We start from the raw sequence: 18113 nt of genomic DNA, 5'->3' as shown, positions 1-18113 counted from the left end.
CGACCCCGACCCCGGTTCTTTTCGGGTGTGTCGGTGGCGGACAGTTTCATAGTGTTTCGGTGGTCATAGCACGAGGGAAACGCCCGGTCACATTCCGAACCCGGAAGCTAAGCCTCGTAGCGCCGATGGTACTGCAGGGGGACCCTGTGGGAGAGTAGGACGCCGCCGAACAATCATTCTGAAAGCCCCTCCAGGCCACGCCTGGAGGGGCTTTCTGCATTTCCGGACCGGAAATGTGCTGGACGGGCCGACGGAGGCTCTGACACGGTCCTGCTGTGAACGAGTCCACGGAGTCCGACAAGTCCGACGAGGCCGCCGAGGCCGTCCGGTTCGACGACACGGGGGCGTTCCTCGGGCTGGCACCGCGACCGACGTCGACGTCCGTTCTGCTGGCCGAGGCCGCCGCTCGGCGGGGGCTGGCGGTCGAGACGCTCCCGACGTCCCGGCGGGGGAGCGCCCACTACTACGGCGGGCCGCTGTTCGGCGCAGGCCAGGTCGACGCGCTCGGGCTGGCCCTGCTGGAGCCGGCCGACGACTGGCTGACCTCGCTGCCGGAGGCATTCCGCGGGCGGGAGATCCGCGATTCCACGCTCGGTGAGGCCCGCCGGTCCACCCGGCCGGCCTTCGTGAAGCCGCCGAGCGACAAGGGATTCCCGGCCGCCGTGTATGCCGACGGTGGCCGGCTGCCGCCGCTCCGGGAGCTGTCACCGGACACGCCGGTGCAGACGTCCGAGGTCGTGACCTGGGTGGCGGAGTACCGGCTCTTCGTGCTGGACGGCACGGTACGGACGGGAAGCCGGTACGCGCGATTCGGCCGACTCGATGTGGCTCCGCTCGGTGGCGGGCGGCACGAGAGGGCGGTCCGTGGCTTTGCGACGGAGCTGCTGGCGGAGTGCGGTGCGGGACTGCCCAGCGCGGTGGTCGTCGACGTCGGGTTGCTGACCAGGGCGGACGGGGCCGACGAGACATGGGCCGTGGTCGAGGCGAACATGGCGTGGTTCAGCCACAGTTATGCCGCCGACCCGGACGGCGTGCTCGACGTCGTCCTGAGGTCCGCCGGCCCACGGGACCGGCTCGCCGACCGTGACCGGCCGTTCTGTCGGCACCTGATGAGCACCGTGGGCCCCCGAGCACCGTGGACGGCCCGAGCAGCGTGGGCCACTCGAGCGCCGTGGACGGCCCGAGCACCGTGGGCCGACGGATCTGACGGGCCCGGCCCGTTGGGAGCCGAGCCCGGACGGGACCTCGTGGCGCGGCCGGGTCAGCGGCCGGCGCGGCTCTCGGCCTTCGCGGCGGCCTCGGCCTCGTCCGCCGCCTCGGCGGCCTCCGGCGTGGGGGCCGTTCCACCGAGGTGGGCGGGGAGCCACCAGGAGTCCTCGGGACCGGCGGGCTGGACGGGGTAGTCGCGCTGGGCGCGGTCGAGCATCTCGCTCATGGCCGCGCGCAGGCGGCGGGTCACCATCACCGGCTTGTCCTGCGGGGTGAGCTCGATCGGCTCGCCGATCATGATGGTCACCGGGACGTGGCGCTTGGTGAGGCTCTTCGGGCGGCCCTTGGTCCAGAGCTGCTGGGTGCCCCAGAGGATCACCGGAAGGAGCGGGGTGCCGGACTCGGCAGCCATCCGGGCGGCACCGGTCTTGAACTTCTTGAGCATGAAGGAGCGGCTGATGGTGGCCTCGGGGAAGACGCCGACGATCTCGCCCTCGCTCAGTGCCTTCACGGCGGCGTCGTAGGCGGGCTGGCCGTCGGAGCGGTCGACCGGGATGTGCCGCATGCCGCGCATCAGCGGGCCGGAGATGCGGTGGCGGAAGACGTCGTCCTTGGCCATGAAGCGGGTCAGGCGCTTGTTGCCGCGCCACGGACCGAGGCCGGCGAAGATGAAGTCCAGGTAGCTGATGTGATTGCTCACCAGTACGGCGCCCCCGGTGGCGGGGACGTGCTCGGCGCCGACGACCGAGATCTTCACGTCGAGCGCCTTGAAGGCGGCCAGCGCCGTCCGGATCACCGGCGGGTACACGAACTCAGCCACGGTCAGCCCTACTTCCCTTCGGGCCTGCCGCCCGGTCCGGTGGTCCCGGGGCGGGCGGGCCGACCGGCGAGGGCGCGGCACGCCGCGGCCGCCACGGGTGTTTCAGCCCGATGATCCCCCGAAGTCGTACCTGCTGTCACCTGGCGGCGTCCGTGGCGGGTCCGGGGGAAGGGGAGTCGTATGTCACGTGAGACCTGCGTCTCACTGTGCAACCGTGCAGGCAGGACCGCCCTGTGCCCGGAGCGGGACGCACCGTGACATCTCCGGACGGCTCGCGACGGCTCGCGACGGCTCCGCCGGGCCGGGTCGACCGGCCCGGCGGGCGGCTCAGGCGCGGGCGCCGACCCGGGCCCCGCCGCGCCGCAGCAGCAGGTACATCTCGCAGCCGAGGCAGTACCCGAACGCGGCGTTGAGGAAGGCCGCGGCGAGGGCGAAGGCGGTGGCCAGCATGCCGAGCCAGGTGGTGCCCGTCAGATAGCCGACGGTCCCGACCAGGGCGAACGCGAGCCCGACGGCCTGCGCGAAGCGCGGCGGGCGGGCGTCCTCCAGCTCCGACGGCGGACCGAGCCGCGGGCGGACGAAGGTGCGGTACAGCACGCCGTACGGGGAGCGGCCGAGGCCGGCGAAGGCGCCGACGGCGAAGACCGCCGCCTGGACGGCGAGCAGGACGCCGCTGCCGGACACCAGGACGGCGGCGAGCACCAGCGAGGTGAGGACTGCGGCGAAGCGGGGGCCGCGCGGATCGATGGACACGTCAGGGGACGCGGTGGTGGACACGGAGGACTCCTGGGCGCAGGGCTGGGGGTGACCGGTGTGCTCGCCCGCGGGGCGAGGGGTCAGCGACAGCGCGAGGCCGTGGCCCGGCACAGGTCGACCACGCGGCGGGTGGTCAGCCGGGGCAGCCGGGGCGGGGTCAGGTCCACGCTGTCAGCTTACGGGGCGCTGCCGTGCGGGGTCGAGCCCGGGGAGGGTGCGGGGCAGGGCGCGGTGGGGCAGGGGAGCGGGTGTCCGGCCGGCCGGTGGCCGGGGCACACTGGAACGATGACCGGCGTGGTGGTGTGCGGTGTGGTGCTGGTGCTGGCGACCGTCTTCGGGCTGGTGCGGGCACGGCGGGACGGGAGGCTGCGGGTGCGGGCGAAGGACGACGCGGTACGGCTGTCCGCGGCCGAGCTGGGCCGCCCGCTCGGCGACCGGGCCACGCTGGTGCAGTTCTCCACCGCGTTCTGCCAGCCGTGCCGGGCGACCCGCCGGGTGCTCGGCGAGGTGGCGGGGATGGTCGACGGGGTGGAGCACGTGGAGGTCGACGCGGAGGCGGAGCTCGAGCTCGTCCGGCGACTGGACATCCTGCGGACCCCGACCGTGCTGGTGCTGGACGCCACCGGTCGGGTGATTCGGCGGGCCGCCGGTCAGCCGCGCCGGGCGGACGTGATCTCCGCGCTGGGCGAGGCGGTCTGAGGCGTCCTCGCGTCGCGCCGGGAGCGAGCCCCCGCGGCCCGGTGGGCTCGGCCGATCTTGGTCGGCGTTGTCAAGACCGTCAATCTCACAGCTGATCTGCCGCCCGGTCAGGTGGTGGCGGACGCGGGCTGGGGCAGGATGGGCGCAGACGGCGGTGCAGCCGTCCCGGAGCCGGTCCGCGCCTGGGCGCGAGGGTGGTGCCGGGGCGCTCGGCCGGGGCTCGGCAGCGCTAAGCTACTGGCCAGTAGTCCGACCGGACCACTGACGAGTATGCTGCCAGGACGTTCCGGTCGGGCTCGGGAATACGCGGCCCGCGTGGGCCTGGAGAGTGGCGTTCCGCCCACCTGCACCGCCGCAGCCGCCGGACAGGACCAGTACAGGAGACAGGCCGTGAGCTTGAGGATCGTTGTCTGTGTGAAGTACGTGCCCGATGCGACCGGTGACCGTCGCTTCGCGGATGACACCACCACCGATCGGGAGGGTGTGGACGGCCTTCTGTCGGAGCTGGACGAGTACGGCGTGGAGCAGGCGTTGCGGATCGCGGAGGCGTCCGGGGATGCCGAGGTGACCGTGCTGACGGTGGGTCCCGACGATGCGAAGGACGCGCTGCGCAAGGCGTTGTCGATGGGTGCCGACAAGGCCGTGCACGTGAACGACGACGACATCCACGGCTCGGACGTGATCGGCACGTCGGCGGTGGTGGCGAAGGCGCTGGAGAAGACCGGGTTCGACCTGGTGGTGTGCGGGATGGCGTCGACGGACGGCACGATGGGTGTGCTGCCGGCGCTGCTGGCGGAGCGGCTGGGTGTGCCGCAGGCGACCCTGCTGTCCGAGGTGTCGGTGGAGGGCGGTGTGGTCCGGGGCCGTCGTGACGGCGACGCGGCGACCGAGCTGGTCGAGGCCGGGCTGCCGGCGGTGGTGTCGGTGACCGACCAGTCGGGCGAGGCCCGCTACCCCTCCTTCAAGGGCATCATGGCCGCGAAGAAGAAGCCGGTGCAGGCCTGGGACCTGGACGACCTGGGCATCGACGCGGACGAGGTCGGTCTGGGGGTTCCTGGACGAAGGTCGAGGACGTCACCGCCCGCCCGGCCCGCACCGCGGGCACCGTCGTCAAGGACGAGGGCGAGGGCGGCAAGCAGCTGGCCGCCTACCTCGCCGCGCAGAAGTTCATCTGACCCGCCCACCGCGCATCCCACGATCGATCAGGAGCAACAAACCATGGCTGAGATCCTGGTTCTCGTGGACCACGCCGACGGTGTGGTCCGCAAGCCGGCCCTCGAACTGCTGACCCTGGCGCGCCGGATCGGCGAGCCCGCCGCGGTCGTCCTGGGCGCCGGCGACGCCGCCGCGGCGATCGCCGCCAAGGCCGCCGAGTACGGTGCCGCCACCGTGTACGTCGCCGACGGCCCCGAGTTCACCGGGCACCTCGTCGTGCCCAAGGTCGACGCGCTCACCCAGATCGCCCGGGCGAACGACGCCGCCGCCGTCCTGGTCACCTCCTCCGGCGAGGGCAAGGAGATCGCCGCCCGCGTCGCGCTGCGGCTGGGCTCGGGCATCATCACCGACGCCGTCGACCTGGAGCAGGGCGCCGCCGGCCCGGTCGCCACCCAGTCGGTGTTCGCCGCCTCCTTCCAGGTGAAGTCGACCGTCACCACCGGCGCCCCGGTCATCACCGTCAAGCCGAACTCCACCGCCCCGGAGGCGGCCCCGGCCGCCGGCACCGTGCAGACGGTGACGGTGGAGTTCACCGGGAACGCCGCCACGGTCGTCTCCCGCACCGCGCGCGTCTCCTCCGGCCGCCCGGAGCTGACCGAGGCCGCGATCGTGGTCTCCGGTGGGCGCGGTGTCGGCGCGGCCGAGGGCTTCGGCGTGGTCGAGGACCTCGCGGACGCGCTCGGCGCGGCCGTCGGCGCCTCCCGGGCCGCGGTCGACGCCGGCTGGTACCCGCACACCAACCAGGTCGGCCAGACCGGCAAGCAGGTCTCCCCGCAGCTGTACGTCGCCGCGGGCATCTCCGGCGCCATCCAGCACCGCGCCGGCATGCAGACCTCCAAGACCATCGTCGCGGTCAACAAGGACCCCGAGGCCCCGATCTTCGAACTCGTCGACTACGGCGTGGTCGGCGACCTCTTCACCGTCCTCCCCCAGCTCACCGCCGAGGTGAAGACCCGCAAGGGCTGACCTCCGCAGCGCTCGGCAGGGCGCGGTTCCCGGTTCCCGGGGCCGCGCCCTTCGGCGTTCCCGGCCGCCCGGGCAGGTCGGGCAACCCGGCGGCCTGCGCCGCGTAGAGTCCGGCCCATGGGACTGCTGACGGCACTTGAGGGCGGGTACGGCGACCACGGCGACGCGGTGGTGGTCGACGGGCGGGCGATGTCATGGGAGGACCTGCTCGGCGCGGCCGGTGCCGTCGCCGACCGGGTGGCCGGCGCCGGAGCGCTCGCGGTGCTCGCCCGGCCCGCCGCGGAGACGGTCGTCGCCGTGGTGGGCGGCCTGCTGGCGGGTGTGCCGGTGGTGCCGCTGCCACCCGACTCCGGGCCCAAGGAGCGGGCCCACATCCTCCGGGACTCCGGCGCCCGGCTGCTGGCCGTACCCGCAGGGGAGAACGGCGGCACCGCGGAAGACGGCGCTGTCGGGGTGGACGGGGTCGAACCGCTCCCCGTCGACCTGGCGGCGCGCGGGGGCGCGCACCACCCGGAGCCCGCGCCGGAGCGGCCCGCGTTCGTGCTGTACACCTCCGGCACCACCGGTGCGCCGAAGGGCGCCGTGCTCCCGCGCGCCGCCGTCGCGGCCGGCCTCGACGGGCTGGCCGCCGCCTGGCAGTGGACGGCGGAGGACACGCTCGTCCACGGGCTGCCGCTCTTCCACGTGCACGGACTCGTGCTGGGCGTCCTCGGGGCGCTGCGCACCGGCAGCCGCCTGGTGCACACCGGGCGGCCCACGCCCGGCGCGTACGCGGGCGCGCGGGGCAGTCTGTACTTCGGTGTGCCGACCGTCTGGTCCCGGATCGCCGCCGACACCGAGGCCGCGCGGGCGCTGGGCGGCGCCCGGCTGCTGGTCTCCGGCAGTGCGCCGCTCCCGGTGCCCGTCTTCGAGCGGATCGCGGCGCTCACCGGGCACGCCCCGATCGAGCGGTACGGGATGACCGAGTCGCTGATCACCGTCTCCACCCGGGCGGACGGGGAGCGCCGCCCGGGCAGCGTCGGGCTGCCGCTGGACGGCGTGCGGACCCGTCTGGTCGGCGAGGACGGGGCCGCGGTGCCGTACGACGGGGAGAGCGTGGGCGAGCTCCAGGTCGCCGGGCCGACGCTGTTCGCGGGCTATCTCAACCGCCCGGACGCCGACGCCGAGGCGTGGACGGCGGACGGCTGGTTCCGCACCGGCGACGTGGCGGTCATCGGTCCGGACGGCTTCCACCGGATCGTCGGCCGGGCCTCGGTCGACCTGATCAAGAGCGGCGGCTACCGGATCGGCGCGGGGGAGGTCGAGGCCGCGCTGCGCGACCACCCGGCGGTGGCGGACGCCGCCGTGGTCGGCGCCCCGGACGACGACCTGGGGCAGGCCGTGGTCGCCTACGTCGTCCCCGAGGGGCCGGTCAGCGGCGATCAGCTGACCGCCTTCGTGGCGGAGCGGCTCTCGGTGCACAAGCGTCCCCGCCGGGTGGTGATCGTGGACGAACTGCCCCGCAATGCCATGGGCAAGGTGCTCAAGAAGCAGCTGCTCGACCTCGGCTGAGCGGCCCCCGCCGGGCGGCCGGGCATGTGCCGGGTGGCCGGACGGCGACGGTGCGTCCGTCCGCCAGGTATGGGGACCGTGCCGGTACGGGTACCACCGGGTTGGCGCGGGGCCGTTCGACCGACCCCCGCCGCCCGGTGCGAGGGGCGCCGGGGCGGAACGACGGCAGGGGTAGTAGTCGTGATCGTCTGGGTCAATGGCACGTTCGGGGCGGGCAAGACGACCGCCTGTCGGGAACTGGTGGAACTACTGCCCGGCAGCCTGCTCTACGACCCCGAGCAGACCGGTGCCGAGCTGTGCCGGATGCTGCCGGCGGACCGGCTGGCCCCGGTCGCCGACTTCCAGGAGCTGCCCTCCTGGCGGCGGCTGGTGCCGGAGGTCGCCGCGGCGCTGCTGACGGAGGTGCCCGGCCCGCTCGTGGTGCCGATGACACTGCTCCGGGAGGACTACCGGGACGAGATATTCGGCGGGCTGGCCGCCCGCGGACTCGCCGTCCACCACTTCGTGCTGGACCCGGAGGAAACGATCCTGCAGGACCGCATCAGCGCCCGCGTCACGCACCCCGGCGACCCGGGCCGCAGCGAGGACGTCCGCACCTGGTGCCGCGACCACGTGCCCGCCTACCGCGCCGCCAGACGGTGGCTCGCCCGCGACGCCCACCTGGTCGACAACAGCCGCCTCACCCCCGCCCAGACCGCCCGCACACTGGCCCGGCTGGTCGCGGACGGCACCGCGCGCTGCCCCATCGTGCAGAGCGCAGACCCGACCGGCGACACCGTGGCCGCCGCCGTCCTGCTCTTCGACGAGCAGGACAGGGTCCTGCTCGTCGACCCCGTCTACAAGCCCGCCTGGGAGTTCCCCGGCGGAGTCGTCGAACGCGGCGAGGCACCCACCGACGCCGCCCTGCGCGAGACCGCCGAGGAGCTCGGCCTGCACCTCGACGCCCCGGCCCTGCGCCTGCTCGCCGTCGACTGGGAACCGCGGACCGGGCCGCGCCGCGGCGGCCTGCGCCTGGTCTACGACGGCGGCCGGCTCGGCACCGAGGAGCAGCAGCGGCTGCGCCTCCAGGCCGAGGAACTGCGCAGCTGGCGCTTCGTCACCCTGGAGGAGGCCGCCGGACTGCTGCCGGCAGCCCGGTTGCGGCGGCTGGCCGCCGCCCTCGACGCCCGCGAGCGCGGTGAACTGCGCTATCTGGAGGCGGGCCTGCCCGCGGCGCTCGGCGGGGCCAAGACCGGCTGACCGGTCTGCCGCCCGCCGTCCCCGTCCGGCCCGGTGATCCGTACCGGACGGGGACGGGTCGCCGGGTCGCCGGGCTCAGCGCAGCACCGCCTCCAGCAGGTCGCCGCCCAACCGGGCGCTCGCCGACAGGTCCAGCTCGTACAGCACGTAGCGGCCGCGGCGGCGGGTCGTCAGCAGGCCGGCCCTGCGCAGGACGGCCAGGTGGCGGGAGACCTCGGGGGCGGACAGCTGCCAGGCGTCGGCGAGCTCGCCGGTGGTGTGCGGGCCGCGGGCGAGGGTGCGGGCCAGCCGGAGCCGCAGCGGATGGGCGAGCGCCTCCAGCCGCTGCTGCACGACGGCCAGCGACAGTGCCTCCCCGACGCCCGGCTCGGCCATCGGGTACTGCACGACCGGCTGCCAGCCGCGGGCGTGCACCGCCACCAGGTGCGGGTGCCCGAACGCGGTCGGGACGAAGGTGATTCCGCCGGCCTCGGTGGCGCTGGTCGCGTTGTCCTGGAGCTTGTCGATGACGATCCGCCGCCGACCCCGGCCGTCGTCCGCCACGGTGACGGCGGGTGAGACGGCCGCCAGCGCCTCGGCGAGGCCGTGCCGGGCCAGCAGATCGGCCTTGCGCCGGGCGTCGGCGGCCAGCCCCGGCAGCACCCGCCGCCAGGCGTCCGCGAAGAACGCCTGCTCGCAGTCCTCCAGCAGGCGCCGCACCAGGGCCCGTACGGCCCCCGGATCGGCGAGCAGCCGATCCGCGAACGCCGCCTGGCGCGGGCCCCGCGCCAGGGCCAGGTCGCGGGCGCGGGCCCGCGCCCGCGGGTCGGTGAGCGGGGAGCCGGCCGGTCGGTGCGTGAGCCGGGACGAGCCGCAGGTGGTGACCAGCGCGGCGGCCGCCCACTGCTCGTCGTCGAGCCGGTCGACGGCGTCGAGTTCCCCGGCCAGGCCCGCCGCGGGCCGGGCGGGGACGAGGAAGTCGGCCCGCGAGGAACGCCACAGGAAGTCGGCCTCCAGCAGGCGCTCCGCGAGCTCCGCGGGCAGGCCCGCCAGGGTGGCGGTCGCCCAGCCGTGCAGCGCGGGGTGGTGCGCCGGTTCGGCGAGGACGTGCAGCATCGCGGTCAGCTCGGCCAGCGGGGACGGCGCGAACAGCAGCCGCTCTGCGGGCAGGCCGGTGACGTCGACGGTGAGGCTCATGCCGAGGATCCTGCCACCGCCGCGGCGCGGCTCCCGCGCCGGTTGACGAGGGCCGTCAATCGGCGGGACCTGCACCCTCCGGCCCGCGGAGTCTGACCGGCATGACCACGCTTCAGCAACGGCCCGCCCATGACCGCCCGGCCGCCCATGACCGCCCGGCCGCCCGCCGGGCCGACCCGAACTCCGCCGCAGCCGGTGGCCGGCGGTGGCGGGTGCCCCGCCCGGTGCTGTTCCCCGTGGCCGTCGGCGGCCGCCGCTACGCCGCGGCCCTGCTGGTCGACGCCCTGGGAACGGGCCTGCTGCGCCCGTTCCTGCTGCTGTACGGGGTGGGCGTGCTCGGGCTGAGCCCCGCCACGGCCGGGCTCGCCCTGTCGGCGGGCCTGCTGGCCGGGCTGGCGGCGCTCGGGCCGGCCGGCCGCTGGATCGACCGCGGCGCGCGGAGCCTGCCGGTCGCGGCCACCCTGCTGGTCCGTGCGGTGGGGGCGGGGGTCCTGCTGACGGTGGGCGGCGCGGCCGGCTTCACGGTGGCGGCGGTCCTGCTGGGCGTCGGCAGCCAGTGCTGGCCGACCGCGCACGCGGCCGTGGTCGCGGCGCTGACCGAGGGCCGGACCCGCGACGCCGCGCTGGCGGCGGGCCGGTCGCTGCGGAACGCGGGCCTGGGTGTGGGCGCGCTGATCGCGACCGCGGCGGTCGCCGGCGGCACCGGCAGCCTGCGGGTGCTGGCCGCCGTCACGGGGGCCGCCTGCCTGGCCGCGGCGGTGCTCGTCCGCTCGCTCCGGCTGACCGTCCCGCCGGTGGCGGCGCCTGCGGGGCGGACACCGCGGCGGGCGGGCGGCGGGCCGGCACCGGCCGGGGGCCTCGGCCTGGCGCTGGCCAACCTGCCGTTCGCGTTCTGCTTCGACGTGCTGGAGGTGGCGCTGCCGGCGCTGCTGGTGACCTGCCTGCACGTCAGCCCGGCCTGGTCGTCGGGGATCTTCGTCGGCAACACGGTGCTGGTGATCGCCACCCAGCTGGCCGTGGTGCTGTGGCTGGGCCGGCGCTCCCGGCGGTCCGTCCTGGCGGCGTCGGGCGCCGTCCTCGCCGTCGCCTACCTGGGGTTCTGGGCGGCCGGAGGGCTCGGTGGCACGGCCGGTGCGGCGGGCGTGGCCGCGGTGTCGGTGCTCTACACCGCGGGCGAGATCCTCTACACCGGCACCGGGACGGCACTGGTGGTGGCGGCCGCGCCGGACGGCGGTCTCGGCCGGGCGCTGGCCCGCTGGGAGCTGTCCACCGGGCTGGGCCGGGCGGCGGCCCCGGCGGCGCTGACCGCGCTGCTCGCGGCCGGACCCGGGATGCTCTGGGGTGTGCTCGCGACGGCGACCGCCCTCGGGGCGGCGGCCGTCCGGCGCTTCGCCCCGCGGGTGTGAGGCGTCGGGCCCGCCGCGGAACCCTTCCGCGCGGTGGCGAGTTGAACCGGCGCAGTCGACAGGTGGAGGGGACGAGTGGGGTTGTTGACGTGCGGCCACGACGCACCGGGGTATGGGCCGCCGCTCTGCGCGCACCTGCGCGCGGCGGACGGCCGGCCACCCGTGCACACGATCCGCTGGACGGGGGCCGGGACGGCCGCCGACCGGCTCTGCGGGGCGTGCGCGCAGCTCGTGGCGGACGGCGCGGCGGTCGCCACCGGCGTGGTCTGCGAGGCGTGCTTCGACGACGCCGACGGCGACTGCACGGGGGTGGTGGGGGCGCCCGAGGTCCGTGAGCGGCCGGTCGGGCTCGACCGCACCGTCCGCGCCACCGCGCTGCCGGAGGACCCGGTACCGGTCGTGGACCTGGCCGGGCTGCCCGGTCCCGGCACGGTGTGGCTGCTGCTGCACGAGGACGGCCGGCTCGTCCGCTGGGACAGCGAGGGCGGCGGCCGGCGGGAGGTGGCGCGTGCGCGGGTCGCTCCGGACGCGGCGGCCGAACCCTGGGCGGGCCATGTCCAGCGGCGGCGTCTGCACACCTCCCCGGACGGCCGGTTCGCCGCTGTGGTGATCGACCACGGTTCCACCGGCGAGGTCCTCGACCTGACGACCGGTGCCCGCACGATGACCCTGGACGGTGGCACCTACCACGCGGAGACCGTGCCGTTCGCGCTCGCGTTCACCGAGTACCGCGGCCGCCCGGTGGTGATCCACCGGACGGACTGGAACCGGCTCGACGCCTCGGACCCGGAGACCGGTCGGCTGCTGACGGCCCGGGAGTTCGAACCGGCCGCGCCGGGCGAACGGCCCGCGCACGACCTGGACTTCTTCCACGGCGCGCTGCACGTCTCGACCGAGGGCGAGTACATCGCCGACGACGGGTGGTTCTGGTCGCCCGAGGGCGTGTGCACGACCTGGAGCCTGCCGGCCTGGCTCGGCTCCGACGTCCACGAGTCGGAGGACGGGCAGAGCCTGGCGACCGCCGCGCAGGCGTCCTACCACTGGAACCGGCCGGTCGTCTGGCTGGACGACCGCCGGGTGGCGATCGGCGGGCTCGGCGACGACGACGAACGGATGGCCCCCGGGGTCCGGATCGTCGACGCGGGCCGGTCGGAACCGACGGGGTCGGGCAGCAGGAGTGCGGTCGGCGCCGTGGAGTTCGGTGGCCCCGACGGGCCGCTGTTCGCGGCGGACGGGCTGCTGTTCTCGGCGGGCCCGGACGGGCTGGACGTGTGGGACCCGTCGGACGGGGCGCGGCTCGGCAGGGTGCCCGGCTTCCGCCCGGTGCATCACCACCGTCCGGCGGGTGAGCTCGTCCGGATCGACGGCGGGCGGTTGCTGCGCTGGCGGACTCCGGGGCCGGCGGCGGGCCGACGCCGCACGGGCGCGGGGCCGCGGTGACGGGCAGGATGGGGCTGTGCCGTTCACGTTGAGCCATGTCGCGGCCGTGCTGCCGCTGCTGGGCCGGCCGGGCGGGCGGTGGGCGGCGTCCGGGCTGGTCGCCGGGTCGATGGCGCCCGACGTGCCGTTCTTCGCCGAGTCGCTGCTGCCGGGGGTCTACGGCCGGGGTGCGCTGACGCACCGATGGTGGGCGGTGCCGACCGTCGACGTGCTGGTCGCCGGCGCGATGGCGGCGGCCTGGCACGGGCTGCTGCGCGGGCCGCTGACGGCCCTGCTGCCGGAGCCCGGGCCCGCACCCTCCGGTGCCGAGGGCGGGCCCGGCCTGTTCTGGGCCGCCGCGGCGCTCGGCGCAGCCACCCATGTGGCCTGGGACTCCTTCACCCACCCGGGGCGGGCCGGGGTGCGGGCGGTGCCGGTGCTGGCCCGGCCGGTGGCGGGGGTGCCGCTGTGCACGGTGCTCCAGTACGGCACGTCCGTCCTGGGGTTGGCGGTCCTGGCCGGGCGGGTGTGCCGGCGTCCGCTGCCGGTCCGCCGGGGCCGGCCCGCGGCCGTGGCGGCCGTGCTGGCGGGCTCGGCCGGACTCGGCGCCGCCCACCGGCTGGCCCGGCGCGAACGCGGGGCGATCGACGAAGCCTGTTTCGGTGCCGGGGCGGGCCTGGTGGTGGGCGCGGCCGGCTGGGCGGCCGGCGTGCGGGTGGCCGCCGCCGTCCGCCGGGCCGCGGTGCGACGGGGGTGACGGCCGTGGCTGTGGCGCCGTCAGGTGTCTCCCGATGACGGGATACGGGCGTTTTGCCCGGTTGCCCGCCGGGTCGGCGGCGCGGCCGCGGCGCGCAACCGCGTCGTCCCTGGTGGCGGCGGTGGTCGGCGGGTCTAGGATGGGCGATCGTGACTGACTCCGGTAGCTTCCTCGAACAGGACCTCGCCGACCCGGCCGCCGGGCCCGACCCGCTGGACGGCGTCTGGGACGTGGTCGTGGTCGGTGCCGGCCCGGCCGGCTCGTCGGCCGCCCACGCCGCGGCGGTGCAGGGGCGCCGGGTGCTGCTCCTCGACAAGGTCGAGCACCCCCGGTACAAGACCTGCGGCGGCGGCATCATCGGCCCGTCCCGGGACTCCCTGCCCCCCGACTTCAAGCTCCCGCTGCAGGACCGCATCCACGCGGTGACCTTCGCGCTGGGCGGCCGCTTCACCCGCACCCGGCGCTCGAAGCCGATGCTCTTCGGGCTGGTCAACCGGGACGAGTTCGACCTGCGCCTGGTGCAGTCCGCCGAGCAGGCCGGCGCGGTGCTGGTCACCGGCGTGACGGCGACCGGTGTCGAGCAGCAGGAGGACGACGCCGCGACGGTGTTCGTCACGACCTCGGACGGGCGCCGGATCGAGGCCCGCGCGGTGGTCGGCGCGGACGGCTCGGCCAGCCGGATCGGGCGGCACGTGGGCGTCACCTTCGACCAGATCGACCTCGGCCTGGAGGCGGAGATCCCGGTGCCCGAGGAGGTCTCCCGGGCCTGGGCCGGCCGGATCCACCTCGACTGGGGGCCGCTGCCGGGTTCGTACGGCTGGGTGTTCCCGAAGACCGACTCGGGCACGCTGACGGTCGGCGTCATCTCGGCGCGCGGTGACGGCGAGCGGACGAAGCAGTACCTGGCGGACTACATCCGGCAGCTGGGGCTGTCGGGCTTCGAACCAGCGGTCGAGTCGGGGCACCTGACGCGCTGCCGGGCGGAGGACTCGCCGCTCTCCCGCGGGCGGGTGCTGGTCGCCGGTGACGCGGCCGGTCTGCTGGAGCCGTGGACGCGCGAGGGCATCTCGTACGCGCTGCGCTCGGGCCGGCTGGCCGGTGAGTGGGCGGCGAAGGTCGCCGAGGCGGGCGGCAGCGCGGACGTGCGTCGGCAGGCGCTGAACTACGCCTTCGCGATCAAGGCCGGGCTGGGTGTGGAGATGCGGGCCGGCAAGGTCATGCTGGGCGCGTTCGAGCGCCGGCCGCACCTGTTCCACGCGGCGGTCTGCCTGGTCAACCCGGCGTGGCGGGCGTTCGCCCGGACGACGCAGGGGCACACCACCTTCGCGCAGGTCATGCGGCAGCACCGGGCCGCACGCAAGCTGGCCTCGGTCGCCGGCCGCTGACCGACCCGGTCCCGACGCCCACCGCTCCCGATGCCGACCGGGCGCGCCCCGAGGGCGCGCCCGGCCGCGGCCGCTACTTCAGCCCGGTGTCGAGGGCGCTGATCAGGGTGCCGCTCGGGGTGTCCCCGGACATCTCCCAGATCATCGCGCCCAGCAGGCCCTTGGACTTCAGGTACGCGGTCTTCTGCGCGATCGACCAGGGGTCGTCGAACGTCCACCACTGCCCGCCCGCGCCGGTGTAGGCGTAGGTGGAGACCGACTGCGCGTCGTGGTAGACGGTGAGGCCGGGCACCGAGGTGATCAGGTTGTTGTAGCCGCGGGTGCCGGCCTCCTCGGCGAACTGCCCCGGTGCCGCCCCGCCGGCCGCCTGCCACTCGCCGTGCGCCCCGCCGTCGGTGACGGTCTGCCAGCCCCGGCCGTAGAACGGCAGCCCGATGGTGAGCTTGCGCGGGTTGACCCCGGCGTCCAGGTAGGTCTGCACGGCCGAGTCCACCGAGAAGTGGAAGCCGTACGGGTCCTGGGCGTCGGCGTAGAGGTTGGCCTGGTCGCCGGTGCGGTTCGGCTCCCAGGAGTTGTCGCTGCCGGCGCCGTGGAAGTCGTAGCCCTGGACGTTGGCGATGTCGAGGGACTGGAAGATCTTCGACAGGTCCCAGCCCTGGCCGATCTTGACCGGGTCGGCCGGGGTGAACGCGGTGAGCAGCCGGTGCGGGCCGCCGAGGGCGTCCAGCTGGGTGCGGAACTCGGCCAGCAGCGCGGTCAGGTCGGCCTTGTCGTTCGCCGACCAGTGGTTCCCGGCGTGGCCGTCGGGCGAGCCCGGCCACTCCCAGTCGAGGTCGATGCCGTCGAAGATCCCGGCGGCGGTGCCGGGGCCGCCCGCGCCGTTGTAGAGCGGCAGGTTGCCCTTGATCCAGACGTCGATGCAGGAGGCGACGAACTTCTTCCGGGAGGCGTCGGTGGCGGCGACGTCCGAGAAGTACGTGGAGTACGTCCACCCGCCGAGCGAGACGACCACCTTGAGGTTCGGGTACTTGGCCTTGAGCTTCTTCAGCTGGTTGAGGTTGCCGCGCAGTGGTGCCCAGCCGTCGTCCGCCACCCCGTCGACCGACTGGGCGGCGCTGAACGGCCGGGAGTAGTCGGCGTCCGCGTCGCCGGCGCCGGTGCCCTGGGCCGGGTCCTGCGGGTCGGCGGTGGTGCCCTTGGTGACACCGGCCAGGCAGGTCAGGTTGGTCGGGTCGATGTTCTCGAAGGCGTAGTTGACCACGTCGAGCTTGGCGGCGCTGCCCGAGGTGTCGAGGTTCTTGACGAAGTACTGCCGGCCGTAGATGCCCCACTGGGTGAAGTAGCCGACCCGGGCGTACTTGCCCGCGCCGACCAGGTCGGCGGTGGTGACGGCGAGGGTGCGGAGGCGGGTGACGCGTTGTCGGCGGCGTCGCGGGCCCGGACGCCGAAGGTGTACGCGGTGGCGGGGGAGAGGCCGGTGACGGTGGCGGCGGTGCCGGTGACGGTCTGCACGAGGGCGGCGCCCTGGTAGACGTCGTAGGCGGCGACCCGCTGGTTGTCGGTGGCGGCCGTCCAGGCCAGGGCCACGCTGCCGGACGTGACGGCCGTGCTGTGCAGCGCGGTCGGTGCGGTGGGCGGCACGGTGTCGCTCGCCGGGTCGACCGTCCGGGCGGTCACGGCGGGGCCGGCCGGCCCGGTGTTGCCCCGGCTGTCCCGGGCCCGCACGGTCAGCGTGTAGGCGGTGGCGGGGGTGAGCCCGGTCAGGGTGGTGCCGGTGCCGGTGGCGGTGCCGAGCACGGTGCTGCCGGCCAGCACGTCGTAGGAGGCGACCGGGAAGTCGCCGCCGGCGGCGGCCGGCCAGCTCAGGGCGACGGTGTGCGCCGTGGTGTCGGTGACCTGCGGGGTGCCGGGCGCTCCGGGCGGCACGTCGGCGGTGCCGTCGCACTTGTCGCCGTTGATCCGGCAGCCGGTCGGGGCGGCGATCGGACCGGTGGCCACGAACCAGAAGCTGTACGGCTCGGTGGTGGCGTGCGGCTGGACGGTGCCGTTGTAGTACGCGTTGACGGCGGTGACGTGCCGGCCGGTGACGGTGGCCTGGCCGTTGTAGCTGCTGCCGAGGGTGACGCCGGCGGGCAGGTCGAAGTCGAGGGTCCAGCCGGTGACGGCGGTCGCGTTGTCGTTGCGGACAACGAAGGTGCCCTTCCACCAGGAGCCGTTGTCGGCACTGGTGAAGGTGGCGGTGAGCCGTCCTGCGGCGTGCGCGGGAGCGGCGGCGAGCAGGGCGAGCGGCAGTGCGAGCGCGGCGAGCAGGGCCAGCATCCTGGCTCTGACCGGCCGCGGTGACCGGTGGCGCATGGTGGTCTCCCTGTGTGGTGTGGGGGTGCCGTACAGGGGTGCCGGGGAGCCTGCCGGAACTGTAGGTGGACTGGACCACTGCGGTCAACAGGTCCATACCAAAAGGGAGTTGATGATCTATCAGTCAGAGCGGGCCGGCCGGCCGGCCGGCCCGGCCGGCTACCGGGTCAGCTCGTCGCCGAGCGGACTGCGCGCATACAGCACCACCCGGCCGTGCCGGGCCCGGCTCACCAGCCGGGTGGCGGCGAGCACGGACAGGTGCTGGCTGACCGCGCCCGGGGTGACGCCGAGGCGCCGGGCGAGCTCGGTGGTGCTGGTGGGCTCGTCCAGCATGGCCAGCAGCCGGGCCTTCGGCGCGCCGACGAGCCGCTCCAGCGCCTGCGAGGTCGGCGGCGGCGCGCTCGGGCCGGCCATCGTGGCCCGGCCGCGCACCGGGTAGGTGATCACCGGCGGGTGGTCGTCGCTGATGGTGGTGATCGCGCCCCGGGCGAAGAACGTCGGTGTGAAGACCAGCCCCCGGCCGTCCACCGCGATGTCGGCATCCGGCTTGCCCCAGTCCCGGCGGATCGTCAGCACGCCGTCGCCCCACAGCAGCCGGCCGTCGAGGTCGGAGAAGAGCGCGCCGGCGCCGCGCTCGGCCAGCACCCGCGAGCGGTGCACGATGTCGGCGTGCAGCACCGAGCGGGCCCGCGGCCACCACAGCGGCTCCAGGCAGTCCTGCCAGTAGGAGCGCAGGGCCTCCGCGATGCGCTCCAGCAGCCGGGCCGGATCGGCCAGCCCCCGCGCCAGCACGGGTGGCAGTCCGCGGTCGTGCGGCAGGAAGGTCCGCTCCAGCTCGATCCGCAGCCGGTGCGGCGGCAGGGCGCGGACGACCGCCAGCTCCGCGTGGAAGTCCGGGAACGGCGTGGCCGGCCGCGGCGTGAGGAAGTCCGGCACGTAGCGGTTGGCCCCGGCGACCAGCGAGCGCAGCAGCTCGGCGCCCTCCAGGGCCTCGAAGGCCGGGCGCAGGCGCTCGAAGTCCGCCGTCTGGTGCACGTACACCCCTGGATGCGTCCACATCCGCAGACCGAGCACCGCCTCCTGCAACGGCGAGCAGGCGAACGACGCGGATGCCAGATCCTCCAGTCCGAGCCGGAAGTGGTGCACGCAGACCCCCATTC

12 protein-coding genes, 1 rRNA gene and 3 pseudogenes are annotated in these 18113 nt (G+C 75.2%); 11 read left to right on the top strand and 5 right to left on the bottom strand.

The window, feature by feature from the left end; all coding sequences use genetic code 11:
- Window positions 1–55 precede the first annotated feature (55 nt).
- Window positions 56–171: ribosomal RNA gene (gene rrf, locus ABEB13_RS10100) — 5S ribosomal RNA — on the top strand.
- Between the two features lie 215 nt (window positions 172–386).
- Window positions 387–1103 (top strand): annotated as a pseudogene (locus ABEB13_RS10095) (ATP-grasp domain-containing protein); the annotation flags it as partial.
- A 158-nt stretch (window positions 1104–1261) separates the two neighbouring features.
- Here the strand turns inward: ABEB13_RS10095 and ABEB13_RS10090 are convergent.
- Window positions 1262–2029 carry a lysophospholipid acyltransferase family protein gene (locus ABEB13_RS10090; RefSeq protein ID WP_345705220.1) on the bottom strand — a complete coding sequence of 256 codons (768 nt, stop codon included), beginning with the start codon at window positions 2027–2029 and terminating at the stop codon, window positions 1262–1264.
- 327 nt (window positions 2030–2356) lie between these two features.
- Window positions 2357–2782 (bottom strand): DUF4395 domain-containing protein, encoded by a 426-nt coding sequence (locus ABEB13_RS10085; RefSeq protein WP_345709614.1) that lies wholly within the window; start codon window positions 2780–2782, stop codon window positions 2357–2359.
- A 288-nt stretch (window positions 2783–3070) separates the two neighbouring features.
- Here ABEB13_RS10085 and ABEB13_RS10080 point away from each other — a divergent pair, with 288 nt between their 5' ends.
- The 5 genes and pseudogenes from ABEB13_RS10080 to ABEB13_RS10060 all read left to right on the top strand — a co-directional run bounded on the left by ABEB13_RS10080 (window position 3071) and on the right by ABEB13_RS10060 (window position 8455).
- Window positions 3071–3484 (top strand): TlpA family protein disulfide reductase, encoded by a 414-nt coding sequence (locus ABEB13_RS10080; protein ID WP_345705219.1) that lies wholly within the window; start codon window positions 3071–3073, stop codon window positions 3482–3484.
- A 390-nt stretch (window positions 3485–3874) separates the two neighbouring features.
- Window positions 3875–4659: pseudogene (locus ABEB13_RS10075) on the top strand (electron transfer flavoprotein subunit beta/FixA family protein).
- 43 nt (window positions 4660–4702) lie between these two features.
- The gene (locus tag ABEB13_RS10070; RefSeq protein ID WP_345705218.1) at window positions 4703–5665 is read left to right on the top strand and encodes an electron transfer flavoprotein subunit alpha/FixB family protein; all 963 of its coding nucleotides are present in this window, start codon (window positions 4703–4705) and stop codon (window positions 5663–5665) included.
- Between the two features lie 117 nt (window positions 5666–5782).
- Window positions 5783–7216: an acyl-CoA synthetase gene (locus tag ABEB13_RS10065; protein WP_345705217.1), complete on the top strand. Its 1434-nt coding sequence runs from the start codon at window positions 5783–5785 to the stop codon at window positions 7214–7216.
- A 180-nt stretch (window positions 7217–7396) separates the two neighbouring features.
- Window positions 7397–8455, top strand: a complete 1059-nt coding sequence (locus tag ABEB13_RS10060) for an NUDIX hydrolase (RefSeq protein WP_345705216.1) — start codon at window positions 7397–7399, stop codon at window positions 8453–8455.
- A 75-nt stretch (window positions 8456–8530) separates the two neighbouring features.
- Here the strand turns inward: ABEB13_RS10060 and ABEB13_RS10055 are convergent, their stop codons facing one another.
- Window positions 8531–9631 (bottom strand): DUF5937 family protein, encoded by a 1101-nt coding sequence (locus ABEB13_RS10055; RefSeq protein WP_345705215.1) that lies wholly within the window; start codon window positions 9629–9631, stop codon window positions 8531–8533.
- 101 nt (window positions 9632–9732) lie between these two features.
- Here ABEB13_RS10055 and ABEB13_RS10050 point away from each other — a divergent pair, with 101 nt between their 5' ends.
- From ABEB13_RS10050 to ABEB13_RS10035, 4 genes are all read left to right on the top strand, one after another.
- The gene (locus ABEB13_RS10050) at window positions 9733–11037 is read left to right on the top strand and encodes an MFS transporter (protein WP_345705214.1); all 1305 of its coding nucleotides are present in this window, start codon (window positions 9733–9735) and stop codon (window positions 11035–11037) included.
- Between the two features lie 162 nt (window positions 11038–11199).
- A complete protein-coding gene (locus tag ABEB13_RS10045; protein ID WP_345705213.1) occupies window positions 11200–12477 on the top strand; it encodes a hypothetical protein in 1278 nt (425 codons plus the stop codon).
- 16 nt (window positions 12478–12493) lie between these two features.
- Entirely contained in the window at window positions 12494–13213 is a 720-nt protein-coding gene (locus ABEB13_RS10040) for a DUF4184 family protein (RefSeq protein WP_345705212.1), read from the top strand.
- A 149-nt stretch (window positions 13214–13362) separates the two neighbouring features.
- Complete coding sequence (locus ABEB13_RS10035; RefSeq protein ID WP_380231238.1) at window positions 13363–14598, top strand: geranylgeranyl reductase family protein; 1236 nt, start codon at window positions 13363–13365, stop codon at window positions 14596–14598.
- Window positions 14599–14671: 73 nt separating this feature from the next.
- Here the strand turns inward: ABEB13_RS10035 and ABEB13_RS10030 are convergent.
- Together ABEB13_RS10030 and ABEB13_RS10025 are read right to left on the bottom strand one after the other, a co-directional pair.
- Window positions 14672–16953: pseudogene (locus ABEB13_RS10030) on the bottom strand (glycosyl hydrolase family 18 protein).
- Between the two features lie 159 nt (window positions 16954–17112).
- A complete protein-coding gene (locus ABEB13_RS10025) occupies window positions 17113–18099 on the bottom strand; it encodes an ArsR/SmtB family transcription factor (RefSeq protein WP_345705211.1) in 987 nt (328 codons plus the stop codon).
- Between the last annotated feature and the right edge of the window lie 14 nt (window positions 18100–18113).

This window comes from Kitasatospora paranensis (assembly GCF_039544005.1).
Classification (GTDB): Bacteria; Actinomycetota; Actinomycetes; order Streptomycetales; family Streptomycetaceae; genus Kitasatospora; species Kitasatospora paranensis.
Note: the sequence above shows the minus strand (reverse complement) of the source record. Positions and strands in the feature narration are given on the sequence as shown.